This is a genomic window from Prevotella sp. PTAC, assembly GCF_013166535.1.
Lineage (GTDB): Bacteria > Bacteroidota > Bacteroidia > Bacteroidales > Bacteroidaceae > Prevotella.
Genome location: NZ_JABKKK010000002.1, coordinates 26,856 through 52,295, shown reverse-complemented (window position 1 = coordinate 52,295; position 25,440 = coordinate 26,856). Strand labels below are relative to the sequence as shown.

Genomic DNA, 25,440 nt, shown 5'->3' with positions numbered 1-25,440 from the left:
GGATGTTGAATGGGTTGATGTATACGGTTGTCACGTAACATGGCACAAACGGAAATGTAAAGCAATAAAAACGCCAGGCATTGCGTTATAATTAATGTATGCGCAGAATCTACATTATATTACATACAGTCATTGTCGTGACATTGTTTGCATCGTGCGGAGCAGACAACGCAATGAAAAAGGGCGATAAGTTTTATGCCCTTGGCGAGTATTTCGACGCCTCGACCCAATACAAGAAGGCGTATTCGGCCACGCCGGCTAAAGAAAGGGCCACCCGTGGTAAGAGGGCATTGAAACTTGCGGAGTGTTATCGCAGGATAAACTACACGCAGAAAGCCATTGCCGCATACAACAATGCGATACGATATAAGCAGGCGGACAGCCTGACACATCTGAGGCTGGCGCAGCAGCTGATGAAGACCGGAAACTACAAAGAGGCGGCAAAGAATTTCGAGATAGCGCTCGACAGTATGCCGGGCAGTAAGCTCGCTGTCACCGGACTGAGTGCCGCAAGGCTCGCTCCGCAGTGGAAAGAAGCCGGCTCCCAATATACAGTGAAGCGCGAGAACTTCTTCAACTCACGTCGTGCGGACTACTCTCCGATGCTTGCCGGAGACGATAACGACCAGCTTTTCTTTACTTCCACACGCAATCAGGTGAAAGGTGACGAGTTGAGCGGTATCACGGGAACGAAAAACGGCGACATATTCTTTTCTCAGAAAGATGAAAAGGGTAAATGGACAAAGCCCGAAGACATAGACACCGAACTGAACTCGTCTTTCGATGAGGGCGCATGCTCGTTCACTCCAGACGGTAAGACGATGTATCTTACACAGTGCCTTACCGACCCCTCGTATCCGAGATATGCCACGATATGCACATCCGAACGCTCGGATGCGGCATGGGGGAAGGCAACTCCGCTGACAATCACCAAAGACACACTGTCGAGCTATGCCCATCCGGCAGTGTCTCCCGACGGTGAGTGGCTTTATTTCACGAGCGACATGCCGGGGGGAATGGGCGGTCTCGACATCTGGCGGGTGCGTCTCACGACTAGCGGACTTGGGGGAGTGGAGAACCTTGGGGCACCGGTGAATACCGAGGGTGACGAGATGTTTCCGACATTCAGGCCGAATGGTGATTTGTATTTCTCGTCGGACGGGCATCCGGGCATGGGCGGACTCGACATTTTAATAGCCAAGCCGGATACGGCGGCGGGAGGATGGGTGATAGAGCATCCGGGATATCCGCTCAACTCGCAGGGCGATGACTTCGGTATGACGTTCGAGGGACTGCGCAACCGCGGATTCTTCTCATCGAACAGAGGCGACGGGAAGGGCTGGGATCATATTTACAGTTTTGAAAATCCTGAGATAGTGCAGACCGTGAAAGGATGGGTCTATGAGCAGGAGGGGTACGAACTGCCCGAAGGTCTGGTATATATGGTGGGCAATGACGGCACGAACATGAAGCTTAGCGTGAAGGGAGACGGCTCGTTCACGCAGGAGATAAAGCCCGGAGTGGACTATGTTTTTCTGGGAACTTGCAAGGGATTTCTTAATCATAAGGAGCAGTTGAGAGTGGAACCGGTGACGGAATCGACGGAATATGTACTTCAATTTCCGCTTGCCTCCATTACCGCGCCGGTGCTGATAGACAATATTTTCTATGATTTCGACAAGGCAACGTTGCGTCCCGAGTCTACGACGGCACTCGATGAGTTGATAAAACTGCTGAACGAAAATCCCAATGTGACAATAGAACTCAGTGCACACTGCGACTATCGGGGGGCTGTGGCATATAACAAAGTACTGTCGCAAAAGCGTGCCGAGGCGGTAGTGACTTATCTGATAGAGCACGGTATAGCCAAAGACAGGCTCAGCCCGGTTGGCTACGGTAAGGAGAAGCCCAAGACAATAAAGAAAAAACTGACGGAGAAGTATCCTTTCCTGAAAGAAAACGATGTGCTCACGGAAGAGTTCATAAAGACATTAAAACCGGAAGAGCAGGAGATTTGCAATCAGTTGAACCGCCGCACGGAGTTCATTGTGCTGCGAACGACATACGGAATGTTTGACGAAAAAGGTATGTTGAAAGAGCGGCCGAAGGCCGAACCGGCCGAACCGGAGCCCTCAGATGATTTTGACGGGTTGTTCTGATACGGTGTTTTGACGGTTGTCAGGACGACCAGCTCTCGTTGTCGATTTCATGGTAAGTCCATATTGCCAGCACAATTATGGTAACGGCGGCAAGCGGAAGATATACCAGTTGTCGCGGTTCGAATATCGGTATGGTTCGAATGAAGACTTCTATATATACGGCAATCAGTTGCCATACTTGAAAGACAAAGGACATGATGATGCCGACAGATATGCAGAAAACAGTCCAAAGTCGTGATACACGGTTGACTTTGTCCGGCAACGACCTCATGACCTTATGGCTGAAATCCTTGTCCGGAATATCCATTTGTCGTATTTCATCAAACAGTTTGTCTATCAGTATGTCATCATCTTTTGTCATATCCGTTTTGTTTTAAGTAGTTTGACAGTTTGAACTTGCCTCTTGAGAGGTGTGATTTCACCGTGTTTGGCGACAGTCCGGTTATCTCTGCTATTTTGTCTATCTTGTATCCGTCCGTCAGTTGTAGCGTGATGCAGGAGCGTTCGATCGGGGAGAGAATGGCGAGAGCTTTGTATAGATCCATCCTCATCCCACAATCTGTGGTGTCGGATAGTTTCATTGCGGCTGCGGTCGTGTCGGTGTCTGCCGTCGGTCGCTTGCTTCTTGTGTAGTCGAGAAACACATTGTAGGCGATGCGGAAGAGCCATGTGGAGAACGACGAGCGACCGGCGAACTTCCCGATGTTTATGTACGCCTTGATGAACGTGTCTTGTGCCAGATCGTCACTCAACTGTTCGTCGCCAAGTGTCTGGGCGATGAAAAACCTGCGAAGTGGCGATTGGTATTTCACAACAAGCCTGTCGAATGCACGCTTGTTGTGGAATACGGCCACTTGCATGACGAGTGACATGTCGCTGAACGTCTCCATACTGCTTTTTTACAGTTCCTGGTAGTCTGTACGGTCTTTATCCGATTTCTCTTTGCGTTCGTATTCCTTATCGAAATACTTGTCCTTTTTCTCTGTCGTTCGTGCGATTATTACTTGTCCGATGCCGTAAAACATTAATAGCATACCGATGCTGCGGCCCAAGCTTACATCAATAAACCAGAAAGCGCATATCATTCCGATACCGAGAGTGATGTTCTTGATGCCTTTGCTCCATAGATTGGTATTTTTATTGGTGTGGTTTTGCAGTATGTTTTCCGGAATGGCATGTCCTGTTTTTATGGCCATTTCCGCCAGTTTGTATTTCTGTTTGCGGTTTTTGTATATGAAATAGAATATCAACGCAAGTATCGCCAGAGGCGAGAAGATGAACAATATGGCAATAATGAATATTGATTCGAGCATTATATTGCTCATGTTCATAAAGTCGTTCAGGGGAGGTGGTGTCCCGAAGTCGGCCGCGCCTAACTGCGATAACAGTGTGTCATCGGGATTGACGTTGTTTGGCTGCTGCGCATCCGTGGTCGTATCTGAGTACGCTTCGATGCTTTCTTTCTCTTGCACGGCAGTTGCCGCTTCTTTCTTGATGGAAGATTTTTTCTTTTTCGGGCTTGTCTTTGCCGTCTCATTCTGTTTGGTGGCAGGAGATTCTGTCGCTGTCTGACTTTCTGTTCTGGGAGTATGACGGTGGTACTGGGTCATGGCGGCCGATGTATTCATGACGGTTGCCATAATTATCAATGCGGTCAAAAACGTTTTCATAATGTCTTTTGTTTTTTATCTTTTATTTGATTGTTAGACGCAACAAGGGGCTTTTTAGTTGCAAAGATGCGATTTTTTTTCTAAATTTGCAGTCATAAAACAGTAGAAACCAATGATATTACCCGATAGTTTTGCGCAGAGAACGGAGCAGATGATGGGCAGTGGGCTGTTTGGCCGATTCGTGAAGGCATTGGACGAGGAGCCGCCTGTGAGCATTCGTATAAACGGAAAGAAATGGAATGGACGCCCGGTTGTTTGTGAACGTGTGCCGTGGTGTGCGTCGGGATATTATCTTTCGTCTCGTCCGGCTTTCACTTTCGATCCTCTTCTGCATGCCGGTTGCTACTATGTGCAGGAAGCATCGTCTATGTTTGTGGCGCATGTGATATCCGAATATGTGGATAAGCCTGTGGCGATGCTCGACCTTTGTGCCGCTCCCGGAGGAAAATCTACGGCCGCACTGTCCGCATTACCCGACGGAAGTATGCTTGTATGCAATGAACCGGTGCGTCAACGGGCTAATATCCTGGTCGAGAATATATGCAAATGGGGCAGTCCCAATGTGGTTGTCACTAATAATTTTCCTGTTGATTTTGTTTCTTCCGGTATCTTGTTCGATGTCATTCTTTGTGATGTTCCATGTTCAGGAGAGGGTATGTTCCGCAAAGACGATGGCGCGGTGGGCGAGTGGAGTGTGCAGGGCGTGGAGGCTTGCGGCCGTCTTCAGCGTGAGATTGTCGGCTGTGCGTGGCGTTGCCTGCGGCCGGGTGGTTTGCTGATATATTCCACTTGTACGTTCAATACTGCCGAGAATGAGGAGAATATATCGTGGATGTGCGATAATCTCGGGGCGGAGCCGCTGCCGTCGGGTATTTGTGAGGAGTGGGGGATTACCGGTTCGTTGCTCGACGGGTTTTCAGAGCCTGTATGCCGCTTTATTCCAGGCGTCTCACGTGGCGAGGGATTGTTCATGGCTGCTTTGCGTAAACCTGATGACGGCAGCGCGTCGGTGTCTTGTTTGTCTGTAGAACATGAAGCCGGCTCGAAACTATTACCGTCGAAAATGAAGAGGAAAGCCGGGCGACAGCGGAAAAACAATAAGGCAGATAAGATGAAACTGCCGGTACACTGGTTGCTCGATGATACCCATGCGTTTGACTTTTCTATGCGTGGAGATATAATTGAAGCCGTCCCCGATTCTCTTAGGGATATATATAAGGCGGCTGTTTCACGACTGAAGGTTCTCTCGGCCGGTGTCACCGTCGGGTGTGTTAAGGGGCGTGACATCGTCCCAGATGCGTCGCTTGCGCTTTCGACGTTACTCAACCGTGACGCTTTCCACTTGGTGGAACTGTCTTATGCAGACGCTGTTTCTTATCTGCGTCGTGATAGTATTACGCTTCCTGCCGATACACCGCGTGGTTATGTGCTCGTGACTTATCGAGGAGTGGTGCTCGGTTTTATGAAAAATATCGGCAATCGGGCAAATAACCTCTATCCGCAGGAATGGAAAATAAAGAGTACCCATGTACCGGATATGCCGCACGTGATTGACTGAAACGGAATGCCGGCATGTGTGGCTGTGAGGATAAATGAGGTTAAAGCTATGATCCGGGTGCATGGACATGAAGTATACGGAGTTATTGGCTGCATGTGAAAGCGGCTAAAAACTTTATGAATGATTTGTCTTGTTTCCGTAAAGGAGAAAAGACATTACAATAAAAAGAAAACAATAGATATATGAAACAATACTTGGAGCTGCTCGACAGAATATTGACGGAAGGTACGACAAAGGCCGACCGTACAGGAACGGGCACCAAAAGCGTCTTCGGACATCAGATGAGGTTTAATCTTGAAGAAGGGTTTCCGTTGTTGACAACGAAGAAACTGCATCTCAAATCGATAATACATGAACTGCTGTGGTTTCTTAGCGGTGATACGAACATAAAGTATTTGCAGGAAAACGGAGTGAGGATCTGGAACGAGTGGGCCGACGAGAATGGCGAGCTCGGACCGGTGTACGGTCATCAATGGCGGTCATGGCCAGATTATGACGGTGGAACAATAGACCAGATTGCCGGTGTAGTCAGTCAGTTGAGAAACAATCCGGACTCCAGACGCATGATTGTCAGCGCATGGAATGTTGCCGAGGTTGACAGCATGGCACTCCCGCCGTGTCATACAATGTTCCAGTTTTATGTGGCCGACGGGCGTTTGAGCCTCCAACTGTACCAGCGTTCGGCCGACACATTCCTTGGAGTGCCGTTCAATATAGCGTCGTATGCGCTGTTGTTGCAGATGATGGCACAAGTGACCGGTTACCGGCCGGGCGACTTTATCCATACCACTGGTGATACACACCTGTATCTCAATCATTTCGAGCAGGCCCGCTTGCAGCTTACCCGTGCTCCGCGACTACTGCCGGTAATGCGCATCAACCCGGCCGTGAAGAGCATATTCGATTTCAAATATGAGGATTTCTCATTGGAGAACTATGACCCTTGGCCGCATATCAAGGCTGATGTGTCTGTCTGATACACTGTTTTTAATTTCAAACGAATGATTACAATTATAGCCGCGGTTGCCAAAAATCGAGCCATTGGCAATGAAAATAAACTTATATACTGGCTCCCAAATGATTTGAAACGGTTTAAGGCTCTGACTACCGGACATACCATTATCATGGGGCGCAATACTTTTCTTTCGCTTCCAAAGGGCGCATTGCCCAATCGCCGCAATGTGGTGCTTAGCCGCACCCGGGGCGATTTCCACGGTTGCGACACTTTTTCATCTCTCGATGAGGCTCTCGCTTCATGTTCTCCGGATGAGGATGTATATATCATTGGTGGTGCAAGCGTTTACGAGCAGGCGCTCGTATTTGCCGATCGTCTTTGTCTCACGGAGGTTGACGATATCCCGGCACAAGCCGATGTCTTTTTCCCTGTTTACGACGGGTGGCGCGAGGTAAGCCGTGAGGAGCACGGTATAGACGGGAAGCATGCCTTTGAATATGCGTTTGTCGATCTTGTCAGGGATTAAGGATATACAGATGTGGATGCCAACGGCGGCTCATTGACATGAAAAGTGATGCATGCAGCGAAGCGGCTTGCGTGTGTATGTCATTTTGTGGCAAGTATTACTTTTTCAAGTTTGGGTATTGTTATCATTCCCCGGCTGAGTATTATCAGGCCGTCGTCCTGCATGCTGTTAAGGGCTATTGATATGTTCAGCCGGCTGTCGTTCAGCTCTTCGGCCAGTTGTGTCATTCTTATTTTCACCGATTTGTGTCCGGCAGGGTGTGAACATCGTGCTATTATGAATGAGGCAATGCGCTCTTTCAGGTTGGCGGGGCGGTGTTTCCACAGTAGGTTAATCTGTTTTTGTGTTTGGGAGGCAAAGAAATTTATCATGTTTATACGGAAGACGATGAATGTTTCCGATAAGTTCACAACCTCTTTTTTGTTTATGGCGATGATGTTCACGTCTGTACGTGCGTACACCGTGCTTCTGAATCTTTGCGACAGTCCGAAAATACATTCCGGTTGTATCATGTATGGGGTGCCCAGCTCTTCGTCGATGATGTAGTTGTGGTCGTCTGACGCGGTCACGGTTCTTATTGTTCCGTTCATCAGCAGGTACATATTGTTGCATTTGTCTCCCTCCTTGATAATGCGTTTGCCTGCCGGAAATTTCATGAAGTTGAATTTGGTACGTGATATGATCTGCATAAGCTCGCTTCTTCCCATTCCTTGAAACAGTGGGAATTGAAGCAGTTTGTCGTATAGTTGTATGCCGGGCATTTCCTTATTCCGCTATTTTGTCTCTCATTGATTGTGAGTACCAGACGGTGTCCTTCCCGTCTTTGCCGGTATATATGAAATATGCCATCAATTCGGGATGTCTCGCCAACACGTCTTTAGCCTTGTCAAGTCCCATCACCATGAATGCCGTTGCGTATGCGTCGGCCGTGGTGCAATTGTCGGCTATGACTGTCGACGACAGTATGTTGTGCTGAACGGGATATCCCGTATGCGGATCTATCGTGTGTGCGTATTTCTTTCCGTCCTTATAGTAGAAGTTGCGGTAATTCCCGCTTGTGGCCATGGCCTTGTCGGTGATTTTGAGTATTGTTTGTATTTCCCCGTCGGCATTCAAAGAATCGTCGGTAGGTTTTGTCACACCGATTTTCCACGGCGTTTTCTTCTCGTTCGTTCCGCTTGCCACGATCTCCCCGCCTATGTCTATCATGAAGTTGGTGACCCCCCGGCTGCGCAGCAGTCTTGCCACTCTGTCGCATCCGTAGCCTTTTGCTATCGAACTGAGATCGAGCATGCTGCGCCCGTCTTGTTTTTCGACGAATGTGCGTCCGTTCTCTTTTTTCAGTTTTATCTTCTCGTATCCCACGAATTGCAGCATGCTGTCCACTTGCTGTCCGGTGGGCATCATGGCATTCTTAAATCCGAACCCCCATGCGTTTACGAGCGGTGATACGGTTATGTCGAACGCTCCGTCGGTATCTTCCGATATGCGTTCGGCGATTTCGTATATCTCTTCGAACATTGTTTCGCTGATATCTATGCGTTCTCCACGGTTAATTCTCGAAATAACCGATTTTTTGTTGAACATCGACATCGTCATGTCTACTTTGTCGAGTTCTGCGATGATGGCCTTTTGCAGGTTTGAGTCACATTGGTATGTGATGCCGTATACCGTGCCGAATACAAACCCTTTATCGTGTTGGAACGGCGTGTTGTGCTTCTGTCTGACAATCAGTGTTGTGGCAATTATCAGGAAGGTGAGAAACGGCAGTTGCCACATCAGTCTGTTCTTATTGTTTTTCATTGCGGTTCGGTGATGTCTTTTTATGTTGAATAGGGTATCCTTTCCGGCTTGTACATGTCTTTGATGATAAAGTATCCTGGCTTTCAGATGTCGATTATGATATTGAAGTTGGCTCCAAGTCTTGTGTCGCCATACACTCCGTAGCCAGGTACATACCAGGTATTGCCTATACTGCTGTCTTTATGGCTTATGCGGCGCTTGTATCTGAAAGTCCATCCCATGTGCAGCGGTCCCCATACCTTGGCGTCTATTCCGAACACGGCCTCTATCCAATGCTGGTTGCAGCTCTCTCCCGTGATGCTGAAACCGGTGTTCTGTTGCCATACGGGGTCAATGATGCCTTGTCGTGCTATGTCCACCTTATATGAAGTGAACGCATACCGCAGTCCGCCATATATGCGGTTTGGCGCATGTTTGTTTTTCAGGAGGTTGAGATCACATCCTATTCTGAAATACGGAGCTTTTGTTTTATAGTATATTCCGGTCACCTCATCATCGCGTTCGGCCATTCCGTAGCCCATTTCGAATATGGGGAAATACTGGTCATGCAGGTTTAGCCTCAGCGCTGCCTCATATTCTCCGTAGTCGCTGAGTGCTTTCATTGCCGGCCCCACCAAGTCGAAAGACACGGCAAAGCCGTTGAATACCGGTACGGAATCTTTCTCGATGGCGAACATCTTGCTCTGTGCCTGCGCCGTGTGGCATGCCGCGAGCATGGCGATGCTAAGGGCGAGCCTTGAAATATATGTGGAAATGTTCTGTCGAAGCGTCATAGTTTACGGATGATTTGTTTATCACGACAGAGTCGATGGCATTGTTCGTCCATTTAACGGCTGTTATGTCGTGAAAGAATGAAATATTGCAGTCCACGGATTCGAAGTGAGGTGTGTTGTTCTTGGCTACATACACGGTGTCGAATAGATTCTTCGCTTCGTCGGCAAGTTCAAAGAAGAGTGTGTCTTCTGCGTCCGTATAGCTTATCGGCAGTTCGAACACAGTGGCGTTCGTCTTGCGGTTGAGCAATACGCTGTCAATCCCGTTTCTCATCGTGGTAGATACAGTGAGTGAGCTTTGCAGTGTATCCGGTGTGCCGTCGCTTCTCAGTGCCTTATATTTGGTGTACACGGAGTTCTGCACAGGGCAGTCTATTGATGAGCAACTTGTAAAGGTAAAAATGTAAAAGAGTAAAAAGGTAGAAAAAACTGCGCTTAGGGATGATAAGCGGTGCTTTGACGGTGAAAAACCGTTTGGACGCAAGAGGTGGAAAAGGTGGAGGGATAAAAACGAGTGGCAACGTGCCGGTATGTCGCGCGTTGATAATAGCGTGTCGATGCCAGTTTTCTTTTTCTTGTCGTTGTTATGTCTCATATTTTTTTCGTTCCTTATTTCATTATTCCACCGCAGGGTATTCTTTTAATATGTGATAAATCCATCATACTCTTGTGATGAGTCCGTCTTTTTTCTTATGAAGAGTACTCCTTTTTCTTAATGATAGTCCATCTTTTTCTTATGATAACCCGATCATTAATTCATCTTCCTCTTGTGACGAACTCATTTTTCTCCTTTTGAAAGTTTACTTTCCCATGCCTAAGCGCAGCTTTTTTTACCTTTTTACCTTTAAACTATACTTTTTCGGCTATCTGGTAATCGTTTCGGGTGTTTGACGTGCGGCTGATGAGATCGCCGAGAAATCCGGTGAGAAACAGTTGCGTGCCGATAACCATCATAGTCAGCGATATGTAGAAGAACGGCGAACTTGTCACGAGGCGTTGCGGTATTCCGTTGGCAAGAGCATACACCTTGTCGGCTCCAATGATGAAAGCCGAGATGAAACCGATGAAAAACATTATGGATCCGAGAAAACCGAACACGTGCATCGGTTTGCGGCCGAAACCGCCGAGAAACCACAGTGTGATGAGATCGAGATAGCCGTTGAAAAATCTGTTGAGTCCGAACTTCGATGTGCCATACTTGCGTGCCTGATGCTGCACAACCTTTTCTCCTATCCGGTTAAAACCGGCATTCTTTGCCAGATAGGGGATATACCTGTGCATCTCACCGTATACCTCGATGTTTTTCACCACTTCCTTGCGGTATGCTTTCAGTCCGCAGTTGAAGTCATGCAGGTTGTCTATTCCGCTTATCTTGCGTGCCGTGGCGTTAAACAGTTTTGTGGGTATAGTCTTCGACAGCGGGTCGTACCGTTTCTGTTTATAGCCCGACACGAGGTCGTACCCGTCTTCGGTTATCATCCGGTAGAGTTCCGGTATCTCGTCGGGCGAGTCTTGCAGGTCGGCGTCCATTGTGATTACCACATCTCCCTGTGCCTGTTCAAATCCGCAATACAGAGCCGGGCTCTTGCCGTAGTTGCGGCGGAATCTTATTCCGTGTACGCACTCCGATTTCTCGCTCAGTTCGGTGATTACGTTCCATGAGCGGTCTGTTGAACCGTCGTTTACGAATATCACCTCGAATGTAAATCCGTTTTCTTTCATCACCCGCTCAATCCAGGCGTAAAGCTCCGGCAGCGATTCTTCTTCATTATATAGTGGTATTACGACAGAAATATCCATAGTCTTCATTCTTATTTGTTTTATTCCTCTGGTTGGTTGTTTTCTTGTTTTCCTCCTTCTGACGGTCTTTTTCTGTGTGTCAGCGTGGCAATGGGCAGCGCGGCTGTTATTCCGATAATGATGTTTGTGGTCAGATAGTTCAGCGCATAGTCTATGGGACGTGTCTTGGCCATCAGTTCCAGACTCTCGTTCATGGCCTCTGTGAGTCCGTATGTCTCTATCATACGCTTGTTCTCTTCCATATTCATCATTTCGATAATCCTGCTGATTACATACCCGTTGTCTATGAATTGGAAGTATGCGAACTGTGCCACGGCAAAGAGCACGGCGGCATAGAAGAACATGAGAATGGTGTATGCGTATGCCCGTTTGAAGGATATTGTGCCGTTGAGGGCCGTATCGCGAAACCTGCGTGTGCGGCCGGCGGCGAAAAACAACGAGCCTATAGCCAGAATCATTCCGACAATCATGAGCAGAGAGTTACCCATGCCTGTTATGTATGAGGCGAAAGAGGCTATCCATATCACCGAGAGCAACGCCCCGTCTATCCGTGCGAATGCTTTCAGTTGTATAAATTCCTGCGGAGTCATCTATATTTATTAATGTGATTTATTTGCGTGCAAAAGTACGAAATAAAATTCACAATATGTCGGTCAGCTGTGCTAAATAGTGTTTTTGACTTGTCCTTTTGTGCTGTCAGGCTTGTTCTTTGTTAAAAACATATAAAAGAGGAGCCGTTTAGCGGCGTAATGTCGATTTAAAGTATTACCTTTGCATCCGCTTAAAGACGGGCAAGTCTTACACGGCCAGCTCCCTTCGAATCCTCCAGGACGGGAACGTAGCAAAGGTAGTTGGTTGTAGCGGCGCGATGTAAGTAGCTTGCCCACCCGCCTCTTTAGCTCAGTTGGCCAGAGCACGTGATTTGTAATCTCGGGGTCGTTGGTTCGAATCCGACAAGAGGCTCTCACAAAACATGCACAGCCGCGAACCGATTGGTTCGCGGCTGTTTTCTTTCTGGGGCTTCATTCCATGCATGGTTCTGTTTGCGGCCATTATTCAATATAGCCATTGATTGTTTTACATATTGCGTGTCTATGTCTTACTATTGTTTCCACATGGATTTTTTTATGTTTCGGCATAGTTGCGTCAATGGAATAAGTAATAAAAAAGTCACGAATTTAACATGTTGTTTTTTCGTGAAATAGAAAAATAACACGATACACATCACTATATACACTGCGATAGCATGTTTTTTTCAAGCGGATAAAAAGCCGGATATTCTGCATTCGGACGCTTGTTGGCTGCCATTCGGTATCCGGTTGCGATACGTTCGGCAGCTCGTTGGAAGACAACGGGCATCTAAATGCAGGCCAACGGGTATCTTATTGCCAAGAGTGTTGGCCGCTTAGATGACAGAAATGGTGCCTATGTCGGATCGGATGAGCGTATAGTATTGATTTACAGTGAATTATGCAAAACGATGAAATGCGGCGGAATTTCCGGCCTTCGGGATTGTTGTTTTGCGACAATCGAAATATAAACGGCTTTTTGTAAATAAAAATCCGAAATGTCATGATTGCTTACAATCGCTACATTTCGGATTTTTCATGATGTTATTCTATGTCCACAACAGTTATTCCGGCTCCTCCGAACTGTACGTGCTCATCTCTGAAAGACGTGACGTTTGGTATCGTGGCGAGATACTGGCGGGTTAGTTGCCGCAGCGCTCCCGTACCGGTGCCGTGCAATATGCGCACCCGGCTCATACCAACGAGTATGGCATCGTCTATGAAATACATCACGGCATTGACGGCCTCATCGGCCCGAAGTCCGCGGATGTCGAGATCCTGTTTGAAGTTCAGTTTGCGGTTGTCGATGGTCTCACGTGTCTGCCGTCCTACCGTGGCGTAAGTATTGGCGGCCTCTTTCTTAGGCGTGTCTGCCCGTTCGAGCCTGTCTGCCCGCATCTTAGTGCGCATGCCGCCGCCGAAAATCACAGTAGCCATTTTGCCGTCTACGGCCTCTATGCTGCCCACGGATGTCAGTCCCTTTATTCTCACGGTGTCGCCGACGTTGAATTTGGTGGTCTCCGGCTTGGTTTTCAATGCTGTCTTGCCGTCGGCCGGTGATGCTGTCGAGGAGCTTGCGGCATCCGAGGTGTCGTTTTTCCCAGCGTTCTTTCGCTTTTTTTCCTCTCGCCGTTTTTTACGTTCCTGTATCTGCCGTATTTTGCGGGCGATCATCTCATCGTTTGCCTTGGTGTCGATTTCGCTTACCTCGTCTTTAAACGCGTTCAACTCTTCCCTTATTCTTTTTGTCTCTTCTTTCTCTGCTTGCTTTTCCTTTATCTCGCGTATGGTGTTTTCTATCTTGCGGTTGCTGTCTCGCAGCAGTTCCTCGGCCTGTTCTTTCGCGCGTCGCAGAATGTCCTTGCGGCTTTGTTCGAGTTCCTTTATGTCGCTCTCATATTTGGCTATACGCTGTTCGAGTGACTTCTCGTGCTGGTGTATGGTCTGCCGCTTGTTTTCCCAGTATCGTTTGTCGCGCACTATGTCTTGGAGATACTTGTCGCTTTGTATGTAGTCTGAGCCTACAATCTCAGAGGCATCTCTTATCACTTCTTCCGGAATGCCGGTCTTTCTGGCTATCTCGATGGCGAATGAGCTGCCGGGCTGCCCGATGGCGAGCTGGAACAGTGCCCGCATCTCGTGCCGGTCGTAGAGCATGGCTCCATTGACAACACCCTTGTGGTCTTCGGCGAAGTGCTTGAGGTTCTGGTAGTGTGTGGTTATTATTCCGTAAGCCTCTTTCTTGCAGAACTGTTTTAGTACCGACTCCGCTATCGCCCCGCCAATCTGCGGCTCGGTGCCGCCGCCAAACTCGTCTATCAGCAGCAGTGTGCGCGGATTGGACTGTCTCATCATGTTCTTCATATTCGTAAGATGGCTCGAATAGGTGCTGAGGTCGTTCTCTATGCTTTGCTCGTCACCGATGTCTATCATGATGTTCTCGAAAACTCCTGTTCTCGATCTGTCGCCGATAGGTATAGACAGTCCACATTGAAGCATATACTGCAGGAGTCCCACGGTTTTCAGGCATACCGACTTGCCTCCGGCGTTTGGTCCCGATATTATCAGTATGCGCCGGTCGTGTGTCAGTGTGATATCGAGAGGAACCACGGTCTTGCCCTGCTTGTCGAGAGAAAGCCGCAGTATGGGGTGTATGGCTCTGATCCAGTCTATATGCGGGCGCGAGCCTGTCTCCAGCTCGAAACCTTTTATCAGGTTTGCCAGTTCCGCTTTTGCCCTTATCAGGTCTATGCGGGCCATAAAACGGTATGAATGCAGGATTTCGGCCACGTGAGGACGTACCGTTTTGGCGAACTCGGTGAGTATTCTTATTATTTCCCGTCGCTCTTCGGCTTCGAGTTCTCTAATCTTGTTGTTCGCCTCAACTACCTCGGCAGGCTCTATGAAGACGGTCTTGCCGGTGGCCGATTCGTCATGCACGATACCCCTTATTTTCCGTTTCATACCGGGGGCCACGGGGATTACGAGCCGTCCGTCTCGCAGTGTCGGAGTCACATCCTTTTCCACGAGACCTTCGCTCTGTGCCGAGCGAAGTATGCTGTGCAGTGTTCGGGATATGCTGCCCTCTGTACGTGCCAGGTTGCTGCGGATATCGGCCAGTGCCGGTGACGCGTTGTCTTTTATATGGCCGAACTTGTCGAGTATGGCGTCGATGCGTCTGACGAGTTCCGGAAATGTCATCACGTCGTTAGTCAGGCGTTGCAGGGCGGGGTAGGAGTATGTGGCGGCTTCTCTTTCGTTTTCATGTCCTTTCTCCTTGCCGCTGCCGGTCTCTTCATCTTCCGATGACAGGAAGCGTACGATGTTGTATATTGTGTCTAACGAGCGTTTGAGGTCAAACAGCTCGCTCTCTTCCAGATGAGTGCCTTCGAGGCGCAGACGGGCCACCGACTCTCTCACGTCAAAGAAATATTGAAGCGGGAAGTTGTCTTTCTCGGCCTGTATACGGCGGAACTCCCTTACCTGGCATAGCCACTCGTTTATCGTTTCCGCATCGCAGGATAATGACATCTTGTCCACCATCTCCTTGCCAAGCGTGCTTAGACACCGCTGCCTGAGCAGGTTTCTGATTTCGTCAAATCCAATCTTGCTTTCAAAATTATTCGGATAAATCATGCTGCAAAGTTACTTAATAATTATTTTATAACATTATGTAAATGTAATAAAGTAATAATAATGCCTGATAAACGGATTTTTTCTTAAAAGAACTTTAAATTGCTTGATTTGTATTTCATTATGTCGTTTTAACGCGTGAAATGTTCAAAAGATTTTAATATCTGCCGCCATGTATGATGGTTATTTTTTCTTTTTTATTAATTTTGCGCCCGATTTTAGGATAAATATCAAATTTAAGGAAAATGTTTAAAAGATTTATTGTTGGATTTGCCATACTGGCACTGTTTTCCTCGCAACCTTCGAGCGCGAAGAAAATAAGTGTTTCCCAGGCTAAGGAGACCGCGTTGAGGTTTTTGGGGAATAATGGCGTAAGACGTGCCCCCGGGCTCGTGGCAACTAATGAATTGTCTCATAATGAGACAGTGACAACACCTTATTATTATGTATTCAATAAGGGAGAGAACGAAGGATTTGTTATCGTCTCGGCAGACGATGCTACCGTGCCTGTGATTGGTTTCTCGGACAGCGGTAAGTTTGACTATGACAGAATGCCGGATGCGATGAAATGGATTTTGTCTTCGTATGAGAGACAGATCAAGGCATACTCTTCCAGAACAACAACAACGGAAGACAACACTGCCGGATATGGTGCGGTGAAGCGCAGGGTGCTCTCTCGCAACACGGCGGAATGGAGCCAGGAAGAGCCTTTCAACTATCTTATTCCCGGACGTAAGCTTGTGGGATGCGTTGGTGTGGCAATGGCAACGATAATGCAATATTACACTTATCCGGAGGCAGGAAAGGGCAGTCTGGACGGTGTTGACTTCAATCATACATACGACTGGGCCAACATGCGTACAGACAACTACCGCAGCGGTTACACGACCGCACAGGCCGATGCCGTGTCGCGGCTGATTGCCGATGCGGCCCAGAGCATACAGACTAATTTCGGTTTGTCGGGAAGTAGCGCCAGCGAGGTGAGAGTACCGGCCGCTTTGGTTAAATATTTCGGATACGATGCGGGAGTGTCGTACAAGAAAAAGTCTGAAATGACACAAAAGGCATGGGAAGAACTCATTATGAAAGAGATAGACGCAGGTCGCCCCGTTCTGTATAGCGGACAGGATGTGTCTGTAGGCCATGCCTTTGTTTGTGACGGCTATGAAATGCGTGGCAGTCAGCCCTATTTCCGTATGAACTGGGGATGGGGGGGTATTGGTAATGATATATTCCTTGTCTCGAGCCTTACGCCGACCACGCAGTCGGGTAACAATTGGAATTTCTCTGAGCAGGCCACGGTCATATATAACATCAAGCCGGCGGAGAACAGTATTGTATGGTCGTCGGTTCAACTCACGAGCGACGAAAAGCAGGTAGGTATGACTTCTGATAAAGAGTCGGTCGGTGCCGGTGACAGTTTCACCGTGCGTGCGGGCGCGTTCAAGAATGTATCTTATGATAACTTCTCAGGAAAGATGGCCGTAGCCTTGTTCGCCTCTAACGGAGCGTTCAAGACATTGGTGTCGCCCGAGTATAACTATAGCCTGGCGGCTTTCCAGATAGACAAGACATACTATCGTGATTTTAACTGTACTGTGCCGGCAGGGGCAACGGTCTCTTTGGGCGACATGTTCCGCATGGTTACGAAAGCAACCGGAGAGAATGACTGGAAACCGATGACCGGCGGCTCCCTGACTACGAATGCGATAGACGCGATGGAAAACAATATCGCTTATTTCACCGTTACCATGCCCAACTCACTGGCAGGGGCGACTATCGAAGGAGCGGCCGACAAGGTGATAAAGGGTCGTAGCTACTCTTTCCGTGTGGTACCGGATAATGCGGATGACGTGGTGACGGTAAAAGCCAACGGATACATTGTGTCCGGGGCAAACGGTTTCACATACACGCTTCCTAACGTGATAGAAGATGTGGCACTTGATATATATGTTCAGAATGCCGCGGATGTGAAGCGGAGCAAGACATTGTGGGTGTCGAGCGGAATGTTGGAGAAATCGTTGACCGAAGAGGAATGCGGAACGGTGAAAAGCCTTACTCTTTTCGGTACTATAGACGTGCGTGATATTGATTTTATCCGCGAGAAGATGCGTGTAGACTCTCTTGATTTGTCGGGTGTGAGCATTACCGCTAACGGTACAAACGCTGCCAATGCAATCCCGGCACGTGCGTTCCGCCGTTACGGCACACTGAAATCTATAAAACTGCCGGCAGGTATAACCCGTCTTGGCAGTAGCGCTTTCGAACTCACCGCACTGTCTGAGGTGGAGATTCCGGCATCAGTGTCTACATGGGACTATAATGTGTTCCTGAACTGTGCGGGCCTGTCAAAGGTTACATCGAGACGCCGCACTCCCGCGTTTATCAACTGGTGTGTATTTGTCGGTACTCCGCGGACGCGGCTCATTGTTCCTACCGGAAGCTCGGCTCTGTATAAAGCGAAAGAGAACTGGAAGGACTTCAAGGATGTCATAGAGGAAGATGCGGCTCCGGCAACATCATACAAAGTGATAATGCAGGATGTGGAAGGTGTGAAAGTGACAACCCTTGACGGAGCTTTGCCCGAGATGGCACCCGGCGGCAAGTATCGCTTTACTGTAGAGACAGACGGCCGCTACAGCGACTCCCGCATGACCGTATATGCGAATACGGGCAAGCTGACGGCCGTGAACGGAGTATATGAGGCCACTATAAACGCAAACACGCTTATCCATATAGACTTTGCCGAGCCGGCAGCCAATGCGGGAGTGTCTCCCTGGAAGATAACATCGGCAAAAGGCGGTGTGGGCATGGTGACGGACGTGATCAATGTGATGCCCGGAAAGACATTCTCAATACGTGTAAACGCGCTTGACATTCCTGAGGGCGACTCTTTCAAGAGCGGCCTTGCTTATGCGGCAGTACTTACCGATAAGGACGGTCGTATAAAGGAGGTGATATCTCCTGAGGTATCCAATCCATACGATAATACCGGTATATTGCCGGCTACTTTCACCTGTTGCGTAAAGGAGTCTAACGTGGTCGAAGGCAACTTCGTGCGTATAGCCACTTCCACGAACATGAAGACATGGAAGCTTGTGGATGGAACGGACGCAAGTGTAAAGGCCATGATACCTGCAATAGGCAATGAGGTGATTTACCATACGGTGAACATGCCGGGCGAGATAGAGAAAGCCGTAATCACAAACGCCGCGACGCAAGTGGTGCATGGCGGTGACCTGACTTTCTCCGTAAATCCCAAACTGTCTACCGATAGGGTTTATGTGTCTGTGAACGATAAGGAATATGTGGCCGGTGAGAAGTCTGCTACAGTGAAAATCAATAACGTCAAAGAGGACCTTGACGTGACGATTTCAATATACGACGAGAATGAGACTCCGTACCATACATATAATATATATGCGGGCCAGTTGGCAGCGAAGATGCCGGAAAAGCCTGTGAACAAGAATGTGCGTCTGGTCGGCAAAATGAATGCCCAGGATTTTGAGACTATCAAAAAGTATTCCACCGCTATCACGGCATTGGACCTTTCCGATGTAGAGATTGTCGGCGATGGAAATATGGCAAATACTCTGCCTGCCCAGGCTTTCGCTCCTAACGGAGTCATGGATCGCTGTGCCATCAAGAAAGTGATTTTGCCCAAATCGTTGAAACGTATAGAGGCAAGCGCATTCTACCGTGTCATGTATTTGACGGAAATAACCATACCTGAGAATGTTGAATATATAGGTGTGAATGCTTTTACCACTTGTGTGTCATTGAAAAAGGTTATTTCATTATCTGCCGATCCCAAGCCGCTTTCGAACGGAGACCCGTTCCCCAACCCGGGAATGTCAAAGAATATAACTTTGGAAGTGCCGCAAGGTAGTAAGTCGAAGTATGAAGCTCTGTCATATTGGAACTTATTCTCGACTATAAATGAAATAGTTCCCACTTATACGATTATCTATGAACCTGAACGTGCGGAGCCGTATAACATAACGACAAACACGGATAAGATTGAGGCGGGAAAGACTGTTTCAATGAAAGTGAAAGTACATCCTGATTACAACAATGGCAATCCGGTCAAGCCTGACCAGAAGTATAAGGTCTATTTGAACGGAAAACAACATCCGGGCGATGGTTGGGCAGAATATAATATGTGGGATGTTACTGTCAACAGTGATGTTCATTTTGATGTAGTGTATTTCTATGACGCGAAAGTGACGGTTCCGGAGAATATCACGGTAGCCGCTGTGGAGGGATACAGCCTTACGGATATTAAGGAAGGTAATGACCTGAAGTTTACCGTTACAAAACCTGAGAACGGTGAGATGACTGTTAAGGTGAAGATAAACAGAAGCGAGACACCCGCGGACGAGAACGGTGTTTACTCATTGGAAAACATCCAGGAGAATGTGGAAGTGAATGTGTCGGTAGTTCCGGTGAACGGAGCGACACTGACGGATGAAGACATCAAGGTGATCGCTACCGATGAGGTTGCCGACATCACGGATGTGAAGTTGGAGGGTGAAATATCCGACGAGACATTTAACGCTATTCGTGAAAATTTCGAAGGATTGGAAAATGTAGACCTCAGTGGCATTGCAAACTCTTCCATACCGGAGAATGCATTGAGCGGTTTGACAAATCTTGTGAATGTGGACATACCGGAAACGGTAACGGCAATAGGTAATAATGCTTTCGCCGGATGTTCTAATTTGGAGTCGCTGACGCTTTCCAATGTATCGGAAATAGGTGAAGGTGCTTTCACCGGATGCGACAACCTGACAAGTGTGATAATAAACACCCGGAGTTCTGATGTGAATGTAAGAAGATCGCCCGGCCGTGCCAATGCTCCGGCTGTTGCGGGTATAAGTGAGTCTTCATTTGCCGGTGCCAACCCCAACTGTCTGGTATTTGTCATGGACGGTGTGGCAACAGGTGAGAATATTATCGCCAATAAAGGCGGTGAGGCCGGATACGTGGCTACCGGAAATGTACGTATGAACGCTGGATACGCATTCTCTACTCCGAACGAATTTGCGATGGATGGCAATGATATCATAATGGAGCGTGACTTCATTGCTGCCGACAAATGGAACGGCATAACATTGCCTTTCGCCATGAGTGAGGAACAGATAGCGTCGGTGTTCGGTGAAAAAACGCTTGTGGCCTCTCTCGACACCCTATCCGGAAATACTTTGTTCTTTGATGTGGATACTAAGGCTATAGAGGCCAACAAACCTTATCTTATCAGGGTTTCTGATATTAAGGACAGCTATGTGTTCAAGGCCGGTGAGGTATCTTCGGTTCAGGCTGAGATGGTGGAAAGCAGACAGGATGTTGAGTTTGTCGGCAGCTATTCGCCTGTGACATTGCAGGACGGAGAGTATTGCATATCCGACAATGCCTTGCATGAGGCTTCTGGAAATACGGTAGGTTCGTTTGCCGGATATTTCCGTATGGCAGCAGGCGGCGAATACAATCTCTGTCCGGGATACGCAAAGACCGTATTTAATGAGTCGGGATTTGCCACGTTCAGTGCCGATCGTGCCGTTAGCGTACCACAAGGTGTTACGGTTTATTCATCGGAACTTTCGGAAGGCAAGATTGTCATCAGACCGACAGAAGCAAAGATTATTCCGGCAAATACCGGTGTAATCATCGGCGGGGCCGGTGAGGCAGGTTTCTCGGTGGCTGCGGAAGAAGGTACGGCGATACAGACTGTATTGACTGCCGCTCCCTCAGGATTTGTTTCAGACGGAAATATCTATGGATTGAAGAAAGACGATGCTGTGTTTGCTAAAGTTGAGAGTGGAACGGAAATAGCTGCGCACACAGCTTATCTCAGACTTGCGGATAGCGAGGTGAAATCTATAAGGATAGTGCTCGGTGACGATACAACAGGTATAGACGCGATAGAGAATTCTGTTTTATCGGGTAATGCTGTATACAATATTAATGGACAGCGTATGTCTGTCTTGCGTAAAGGTATTAATATTGTGAATGGAAAGAAAGTGATAATCAAATAACATTGAAACTTATGACAATTAAAAAGAAATATGTCCATCCTGAGATCATCGTGATCGAAATGCTTGCGGAGAGCAGTATCTTGGCCGAATCGATATTTGAAGTCGAAGTAGACAGTGATACAACGTTGCCTGGAAGCGAGTTTAACTCAAAAGACCATGGATTCAGTATTTGGGATGATGACGATGAATAAAGGTCGGTAGTTGTTTGACGGCAAAATATAGTCGTTAGACCAATTTACCGAAGAAAATATAAGTAAAGCATAAAGAGCGGTTGTATGATAGATGCAATCGCTCTTTTTAATTTGTTATCTCACCATGCCAATCTGGTTTAAGAGTATTCCATTGTCACAAACTGTCGTATGCAATTTTATGCCTGTCGTAAATGTCTGAAGGTCACCACGACTGACAACGGCTGCAAGTATCCTACCCGTCAGTACATAAATATAACTGCCGTGATACACGTCAGAGGCATGGAGGACATAGTCGTTTACTTCGCATAAGCTTACATGCTTACAGTTCATGGCGGAAGGGGCATCGTGAATGTAAAAAAGCTTATCAGGCAGTACAGACCCAAGAAGTCTAATTCCAATGATTTTTCTACAAATACATAAAGTATCTAACGGAAAAAATGAACCTCCGGTATCGTAAAACCCCAGTTTTTCAAATCCAAAGAACGCATTCTACAAATATATTGCTAATTTTGCACTTGACAGTTTAAGCGTCATTAACTATTAATTTAATGAAAAAGTATTTGGTTTCTATTCTTATGCTCACACCTTTTTTCAGTTGGGCACAATCCATTACAGGTACGGTGGTGGATAGTGATGGACAAAGTATCGCATTTGCCAATGTAACCCTGTGTCAATCGTCGGACAGCACGATTATAACTGGTTGTACGAGCGATGAGAATGGGAACTTTTGTTTCGCAACGGAATGCACAGGGGGAATGTATCTGCGCATTTCGTTTGTCGGTTACAAGACAAAATTGGTGGAATTAGGAACGTCTCCTCTTCGTGTCACATTGGAATCCATAATGTTGAATGAAGTTATTGTGGTTGCCCGGAGGAAACTTTATGAGCAAAAAAACGGTGAAATGATTGCCAATGTGAAAGGAACTATATTGGAGACATTTCCCAAGACTGCCGATGTTATTGCACAGTTGCCATTTGTCAGTAGCCAGAATGGTATTTTCACGGTCTTTGGAAAAGGTTCTCCTGCCATTTATATTAATAACAGGCTGGTGCAAGACCTGAAAGAATTGGACCGGTTGATGCCGTCCGAGATAAAAAACATAAAAGTAAATACAATGCCGGGTGCAAAATATGATGCTACTGTCGGTGCCGTTATCCAAATAATTACAGAAAAAGCGCAAGGAGAAGGTTTGAGTGGAATCTTGCATGCGGGTTCAAAACGTTCCGAACGTTGGTCTGCGGAAGAATTTGTATCACTTAACTACCGACACAAAGTTTGGGATATATTTGGCTCTGCTTATCTGATACAAAGGCGCCGGCAAATCGACATGAAAGCCAATCAGCAATTGAGTGTAGCGGATGCGGTGCATGGGGTGGGTTACCAAGAAGAGGAAAATGTGAAATCCGAACGATTGGCAACAGTTGGTGGCATAAACTACAATCCGAACGAGAATATTTCCGCAGGTGTGCAATATGTATACAATCATTCGACTTGGAAAAACGATATGCTCAACAATATCAGCCATACCGTGAATAATGAAATGGAGGTTAAGCAACAGCGGGCATCATCCGATAGGCCAGACCATACACACAATGTCAATGCGTATTTCAGCGGTACCTTAGGAGGTAATCTTTCTTTGGATTTCAATCTTGATTGGGTGAAAGGGAATGAAAGGGACAATATGCATTCGTGGTTCCCAAATGACGCATCTGGGGATGTCAATACGGTCAGTACCCGCCGGTACGGTTATTATGCGTCGAAAGGTATTCTGACTTACGCTAACAAGTATGTGAACCTGGAAGGAGGGGCGGAATATTCATACACAGACATGACTCAGACTTATGCCATCGACAACACTGCGCTTGGCATCAATAATTCCGAGGATGTTACCAAACAGAATCGTTGGGCATTGTTTGTTTCAGCCAAATCCCAGGTCGGCAATTGGGGATTCGGAGCCGGAATGCGTTATGAGGATATCGATTTCGACTATTACAAGAACAAGGCATGGAACAAGGAGCAATCAAAGAAATATCATAAGTTGTTCCCAAACCTTTTTGTGAACTATTCAAAGGGGAACATGCAAGCTACATTAAGTTACGAACGAAAAATCAAATATCCTTCTTATAGTGCATTGAGAAGCAATATACAATACAGTTCCCCTTATGTGTATGAAAGCGGCAACCCCATGCTCCTGCCGCAAATGCAAAATGATTTTACCTGCATTTTGGGCTATAAGGATATCAAGGCCATGTTGGGTTATACCCTCTATGAGGACTATATGACCCAGGTGGTGGAACTGTATGATGGAAACCCGGTTGCTTTGATGAGACCCGACAATATGAAAGACGTGAAGAGCCGTTTTATTGCTTTCAGCTACACTCCGACTATAGGCATTTGGCGGCCAAACTTCGAATTGGGTGGGCAATGGCAAGATTTCAGTTTGTCGGATAAGACGTATGACAAGCCCATTTTCAAGATTCGCTTGAACAATTCGTTATCATTTCCCCATCAATGGTTTCTTACAGCCGGTGTAGGTTGGCAGTCGGAGGGGAACTCTGGCATCTATCTGCTCAAGTCGTCCTTACAAACGAATGTCAATATAGCCAAGATGTTGTTCGACAAGAGGATGTCCGTTTCTCTAATGGTAAATGATATCTTTAAAACAGATAAGATTCAATGGAGCATAAATCACAGTCATATTGTGTTTGACTATGACAAAAACAGCGATTCACGTTATGTGCAATTGACTATACAGTATAATTTCAACGCGACAAAAAGCAAATATAAAGGTGGTTCTTCCAGTGATGAAAAGCAACGATTGTAAATTGTAAGGGATTATGGGGTTTAAATTTTGCAGACAACGTGACAGTATGTCCTGTGGTGTAGCATGTTTACAAATGATTTGTAAACATTATGGGATGATATAGATTAACGCAGACTATCAAACCTGTGTGTTCTCACAAGTGAAGGTGTTTCATTATTAAGCTTAATCAAGACTGCGGCTCAACTGGGATTAAATTCAACTTCAATACAAAATTTTGCACTTTGATTTGGAAGCGACAGAAACTGCAAATATGGGGAAGGTCTGAAGCTCCCAAATAGAAACGCAATGCTTTTTGTGATGGCTTAGCCCTAAATCTATGAAAAACAAGTTTCGTCCTAAGCGGTTGGGATGCAAAGTCCCCTCCCTAGGAGCGTTAGACAGCAATATAAAAAAGAAAGGGAGACCGAAATCTCCCCAATATTAATTAACTTTGTATTGCACATGTCAAATTAACTAACCTCGGAGAAAAGGTACGAAATTTACCTTGGAATCAAGCGGTATTGGAGAAAAAGTCGCAGCGTAGGAGGAATAGGTATGAGTCTTTATAGTCCCGATAGCAAATGTAAATTTGCCTAACTTTGTATTTGCTGTCGGACTCTACATTTTCTGTTTGAATCTACACATATGAAAGAAATAGAAACTATAGAATAAAAAACGCTTGAAAAATTTGCAAGTTTAAATAAAAAATATTACCTTTGCACTCGCTTTTAAGACATCATCGCATGTCTCTCAGGCAAGGAGAGATGGTAGAGTGGTCGATTACAGTAGTCTTGAAAACTACCGTACCGAGAGGTACCGGGGGTTCGAATCCCTCTCTCTCCGCTTGGAACAATCCCAATCCCCTGTAAATCCTTGATTTACAGGGGATTTTCTTTTGGATGCAATGCCAAGATTTGACACTGTTAGGCCATTGTTAGACAGAGTTGCCTAACAAAAACCTAAC

General features: G+C 47.0%; 18 protein-coding genes, 2 tRNA genes and 1 other RNA gene. 11 read left to right on the top strand and 10 right to left on the bottom strand.

Translation table 11 applies throughout. The features are described from left to right. Window positions 1-98 precede the first annotated feature (98 nt). Window positions 99-2,159: an OmpA family protein gene (locus tag HPS53_RS02060; RefSeq protein ID WP_172204051.1), complete on the top strand. Its 2,061-nt coding sequence runs from the start codon at window positions 99-101 to the stop codon at window positions 2,157-2,159. A gap of 19 nt (window positions 2,160-2,178) precedes the next feature. Here HPS53_RS02060 and HPS53_RS02055 read toward each other — a convergent pair whose 3' ends face one another. The 3 genes from HPS53_RS02055 to HPS53_RS02045 are packed head-to-tail and all read right to left on the bottom strand — an operon-like array spanning window position 2,179 to window position 3,829. Further along, window positions 2,179-2,520, bottom strand: a complete 342-nt coding sequence (locus tag HPS53_RS02055; protein WP_104368518.1) for a DUF5056 domain-containing protein — start codon at window positions 2,518-2,520, stop codon at window positions 2,179-2,181. After that, window positions 2,507-3,049, bottom strand: coding sequence for an RNA polymerase sigma factor (locus HPS53_RS02050; RefSeq protein ID WP_104368517.1), 543 nt, complete (start codon window positions 3,047-3,049; stop codon window positions 2,507-2,509). The genes HPS53_RS02055 and HPS53_RS02050 overlap by 14 nt, the downstream gene beginning before the upstream one ends. A 9-nt stretch (window positions 3,050-3,058) precedes the next feature. After that, complete coding sequence (locus tag HPS53_RS02045) at window positions 3,059-3,829, bottom strand: DUF6249 domain-containing protein (protein WP_172204049.1); 771 nt, start codon at window positions 3,827-3,829, stop codon at window positions 3,059-3,061. Window positions 3,830-3,941: 112 nt separating this feature from the next. Between HPS53_RS02045 and HPS53_RS02040 the strand changes: the two genes are divergently transcribed. From HPS53_RS02040 to HPS53_RS02030, 3 genes are all read left to right on the top strand, one after another. After that, on the top strand, window positions 3,942-5,387 hold the full coding sequence (locus HPS53_RS02040; protein WP_172204047.1) for a hypothetical protein: 1,446 nt from the start codon (window positions 3,942-3,944) through the stop codon (window positions 5,385-5,387). Between the two features lie 182 nt (window positions 5,388-5,569). After that, window positions 5,570-6,364, top strand: coding sequence for a thymidylate synthase (locus HPS53_RS02035; RefSeq protein WP_172204045.1), 795 nt, complete (start codon window positions 5,570-5,572; stop codon window positions 6,362-6,364). A 24-nt stretch (window positions 6,365-6,388) separates the two neighbouring features. After that, window positions 6,389-6,868 (top strand): dihydrofolate reductase, encoded by a 480-nt coding sequence (locus tag HPS53_RS02030; protein WP_172204043.1) that lies wholly within the window; start codon window positions 6,389-6,391, stop codon window positions 6,866-6,868. A gap of 80 nt (window positions 6,869-6,948) precedes the next feature. Here HPS53_RS02030 and HPS53_RS02025 read toward each other — a convergent pair whose 3' ends face one another. The 6 genes from HPS53_RS02025 to HPS53_RS02000 all read right to left on the bottom strand — a co-directional run bounded on the left by HPS53_RS02025 (window position 6,949) and on the right by HPS53_RS02000 (window position 11,834). Continuing rightward, window positions 6,949-7,629, bottom strand: coding sequence for a Crp/Fnr family transcriptional regulator (locus HPS53_RS02025; protein ID WP_172204041.1), 681 nt, complete (start codon window positions 7,627-7,629; stop codon window positions 6,949-6,951). A 4-nt stretch (window positions 7,630-7,633) separates the two neighbouring features. Next, window positions 7,634-8,671 (bottom strand): FAD:protein FMN transferase, encoded by a 1,038-nt coding sequence (locus tag HPS53_RS02020; protein ID WP_172204039.1) that lies wholly within the window; start codon window positions 8,669-8,671, stop codon window positions 7,634-7,636. A gap of 83 nt (window positions 8,672-8,754) precedes the next feature. Further along, window positions 8,755-9,444, bottom strand: coding sequence for a DUF6048 family protein (locus HPS53_RS02015; RefSeq protein WP_233210115.1), 690 nt, complete (start codon window positions 9,442-9,444; stop codon window positions 8,755-8,757). Further along, window positions 9,395-9,808: a DUF6452 family protein gene (locus HPS53_RS02010; RefSeq protein WP_233210113.1), complete on the bottom strand. Its 414-nt coding sequence runs from the start codon at window positions 9,806-9,808 to the stop codon at window positions 9,395-9,397. The genes HPS53_RS02015 and HPS53_RS02010 overlap by 50 nt, the downstream gene beginning before the upstream one ends. 485 nt (window positions 9,809-10,293) lie before the next feature. Further along, the gene (locus tag HPS53_RS02005) at window positions 10,294-11,244 is read right to left on the bottom strand and encodes a glycosyltransferase (protein ID WP_172204216.1); all 951 of its coding nucleotides are present in this window, start codon (window positions 11,242-11,244) and stop codon (window positions 10,294-10,296) included. 20 nt (window positions 11,245-11,264) lie between these two features. After that, window positions 11,265-11,834 carry a DUF4199 domain-containing protein gene (locus tag HPS53_RS02000; protein ID WP_172204037.1) on the bottom strand — a complete coding sequence of 190 codons (570 nt, stop codon included), beginning with the start codon at window positions 11,832-11,834 and terminating at the stop codon, window positions 11,265-11,267. 199 nt (window positions 11,835-12,033) lie between these two features. Between HPS53_RS02000 and ffs the strand changes: the two genes are divergently transcribed. Beyond that, window positions 12,034-12,132, top strand: an RNA gene (ffs, locus tag HPS53_RS01995) — signal recognition particle sRNA small type. 1 nt (window position 12,133) lies between these two features. Beyond that, a tRNA-Thr gene (locus HPS53_RS01990) sits at window positions 12,134-12,207 on the top strand. A gap of 650 nt (window positions 12,208-12,857) precedes the next feature. Here the strand turns inward: HPS53_RS01990 and HPS53_RS01985 are convergent. Further along, on the bottom strand, window positions 12,858-15,449 hold the full coding sequence (locus tag HPS53_RS01985; RefSeq protein WP_172204035.1) for an endonuclease MutS2: 2,592 nt from the start codon (window positions 15,447-15,449) through the stop codon (window positions 12,858-12,860). A 242-nt stretch (window positions 15,450-15,691) separates the two neighbouring features. Between HPS53_RS01985 and HPS53_RS01980 the strand changes: the two genes are divergently transcribed. The 5 genes from HPS53_RS01980 (at window position 15,692) to HPS53_RS01960 (ending at window position 25,319) form a co-directional block, all read left to right on the top strand. After that, window positions 15,692-21,481, top strand: coding sequence for a C10 family peptidase (locus HPS53_RS01980; RefSeq protein WP_172204033.1), 5,790 nt, complete (start codon window positions 15,692-15,694; stop codon window positions 21,479-21,481). 11 nt (window positions 21,482-21,492) lie between these two features. Next, window positions 21,493-21,672, top strand: coding sequence for a hypothetical protein (locus HPS53_RS01975; RefSeq protein ID WP_172204031.1), 180 nt, complete (start codon window positions 21,493-21,495; stop codon window positions 21,670-21,672). A 548-nt stretch (window positions 21,673-22,220) separates the two neighbouring features. Then, complete coding sequence (locus HPS53_RS01970) at window positions 22,221-24,497, top strand: outer membrane beta-barrel family protein (RefSeq protein ID WP_172204029.1); 2,277 nt, start codon at window positions 22,221-22,223, stop codon at window positions 24,495-24,497. 13 nt (window positions 24,498-24,510) lie between these two features. Further along, window positions 24,511-24,600 (top strand): cysteine peptidase family C39 domain-containing protein, encoded by a 90-nt coding sequence (locus HPS53_RS12750; protein WP_104370137.1) that lies wholly within the window; start codon window positions 24,511-24,513, stop codon window positions 24,598-24,600. A gap of 634 nt (window positions 24,601-25,234) precedes the next feature. After that, window positions 25,235-25,319: transfer RNA gene (locus tag HPS53_RS01960), tRNA-Ser, on the top strand. Window positions 25,320-25,440 lie beyond the last annotated feature (121 nt).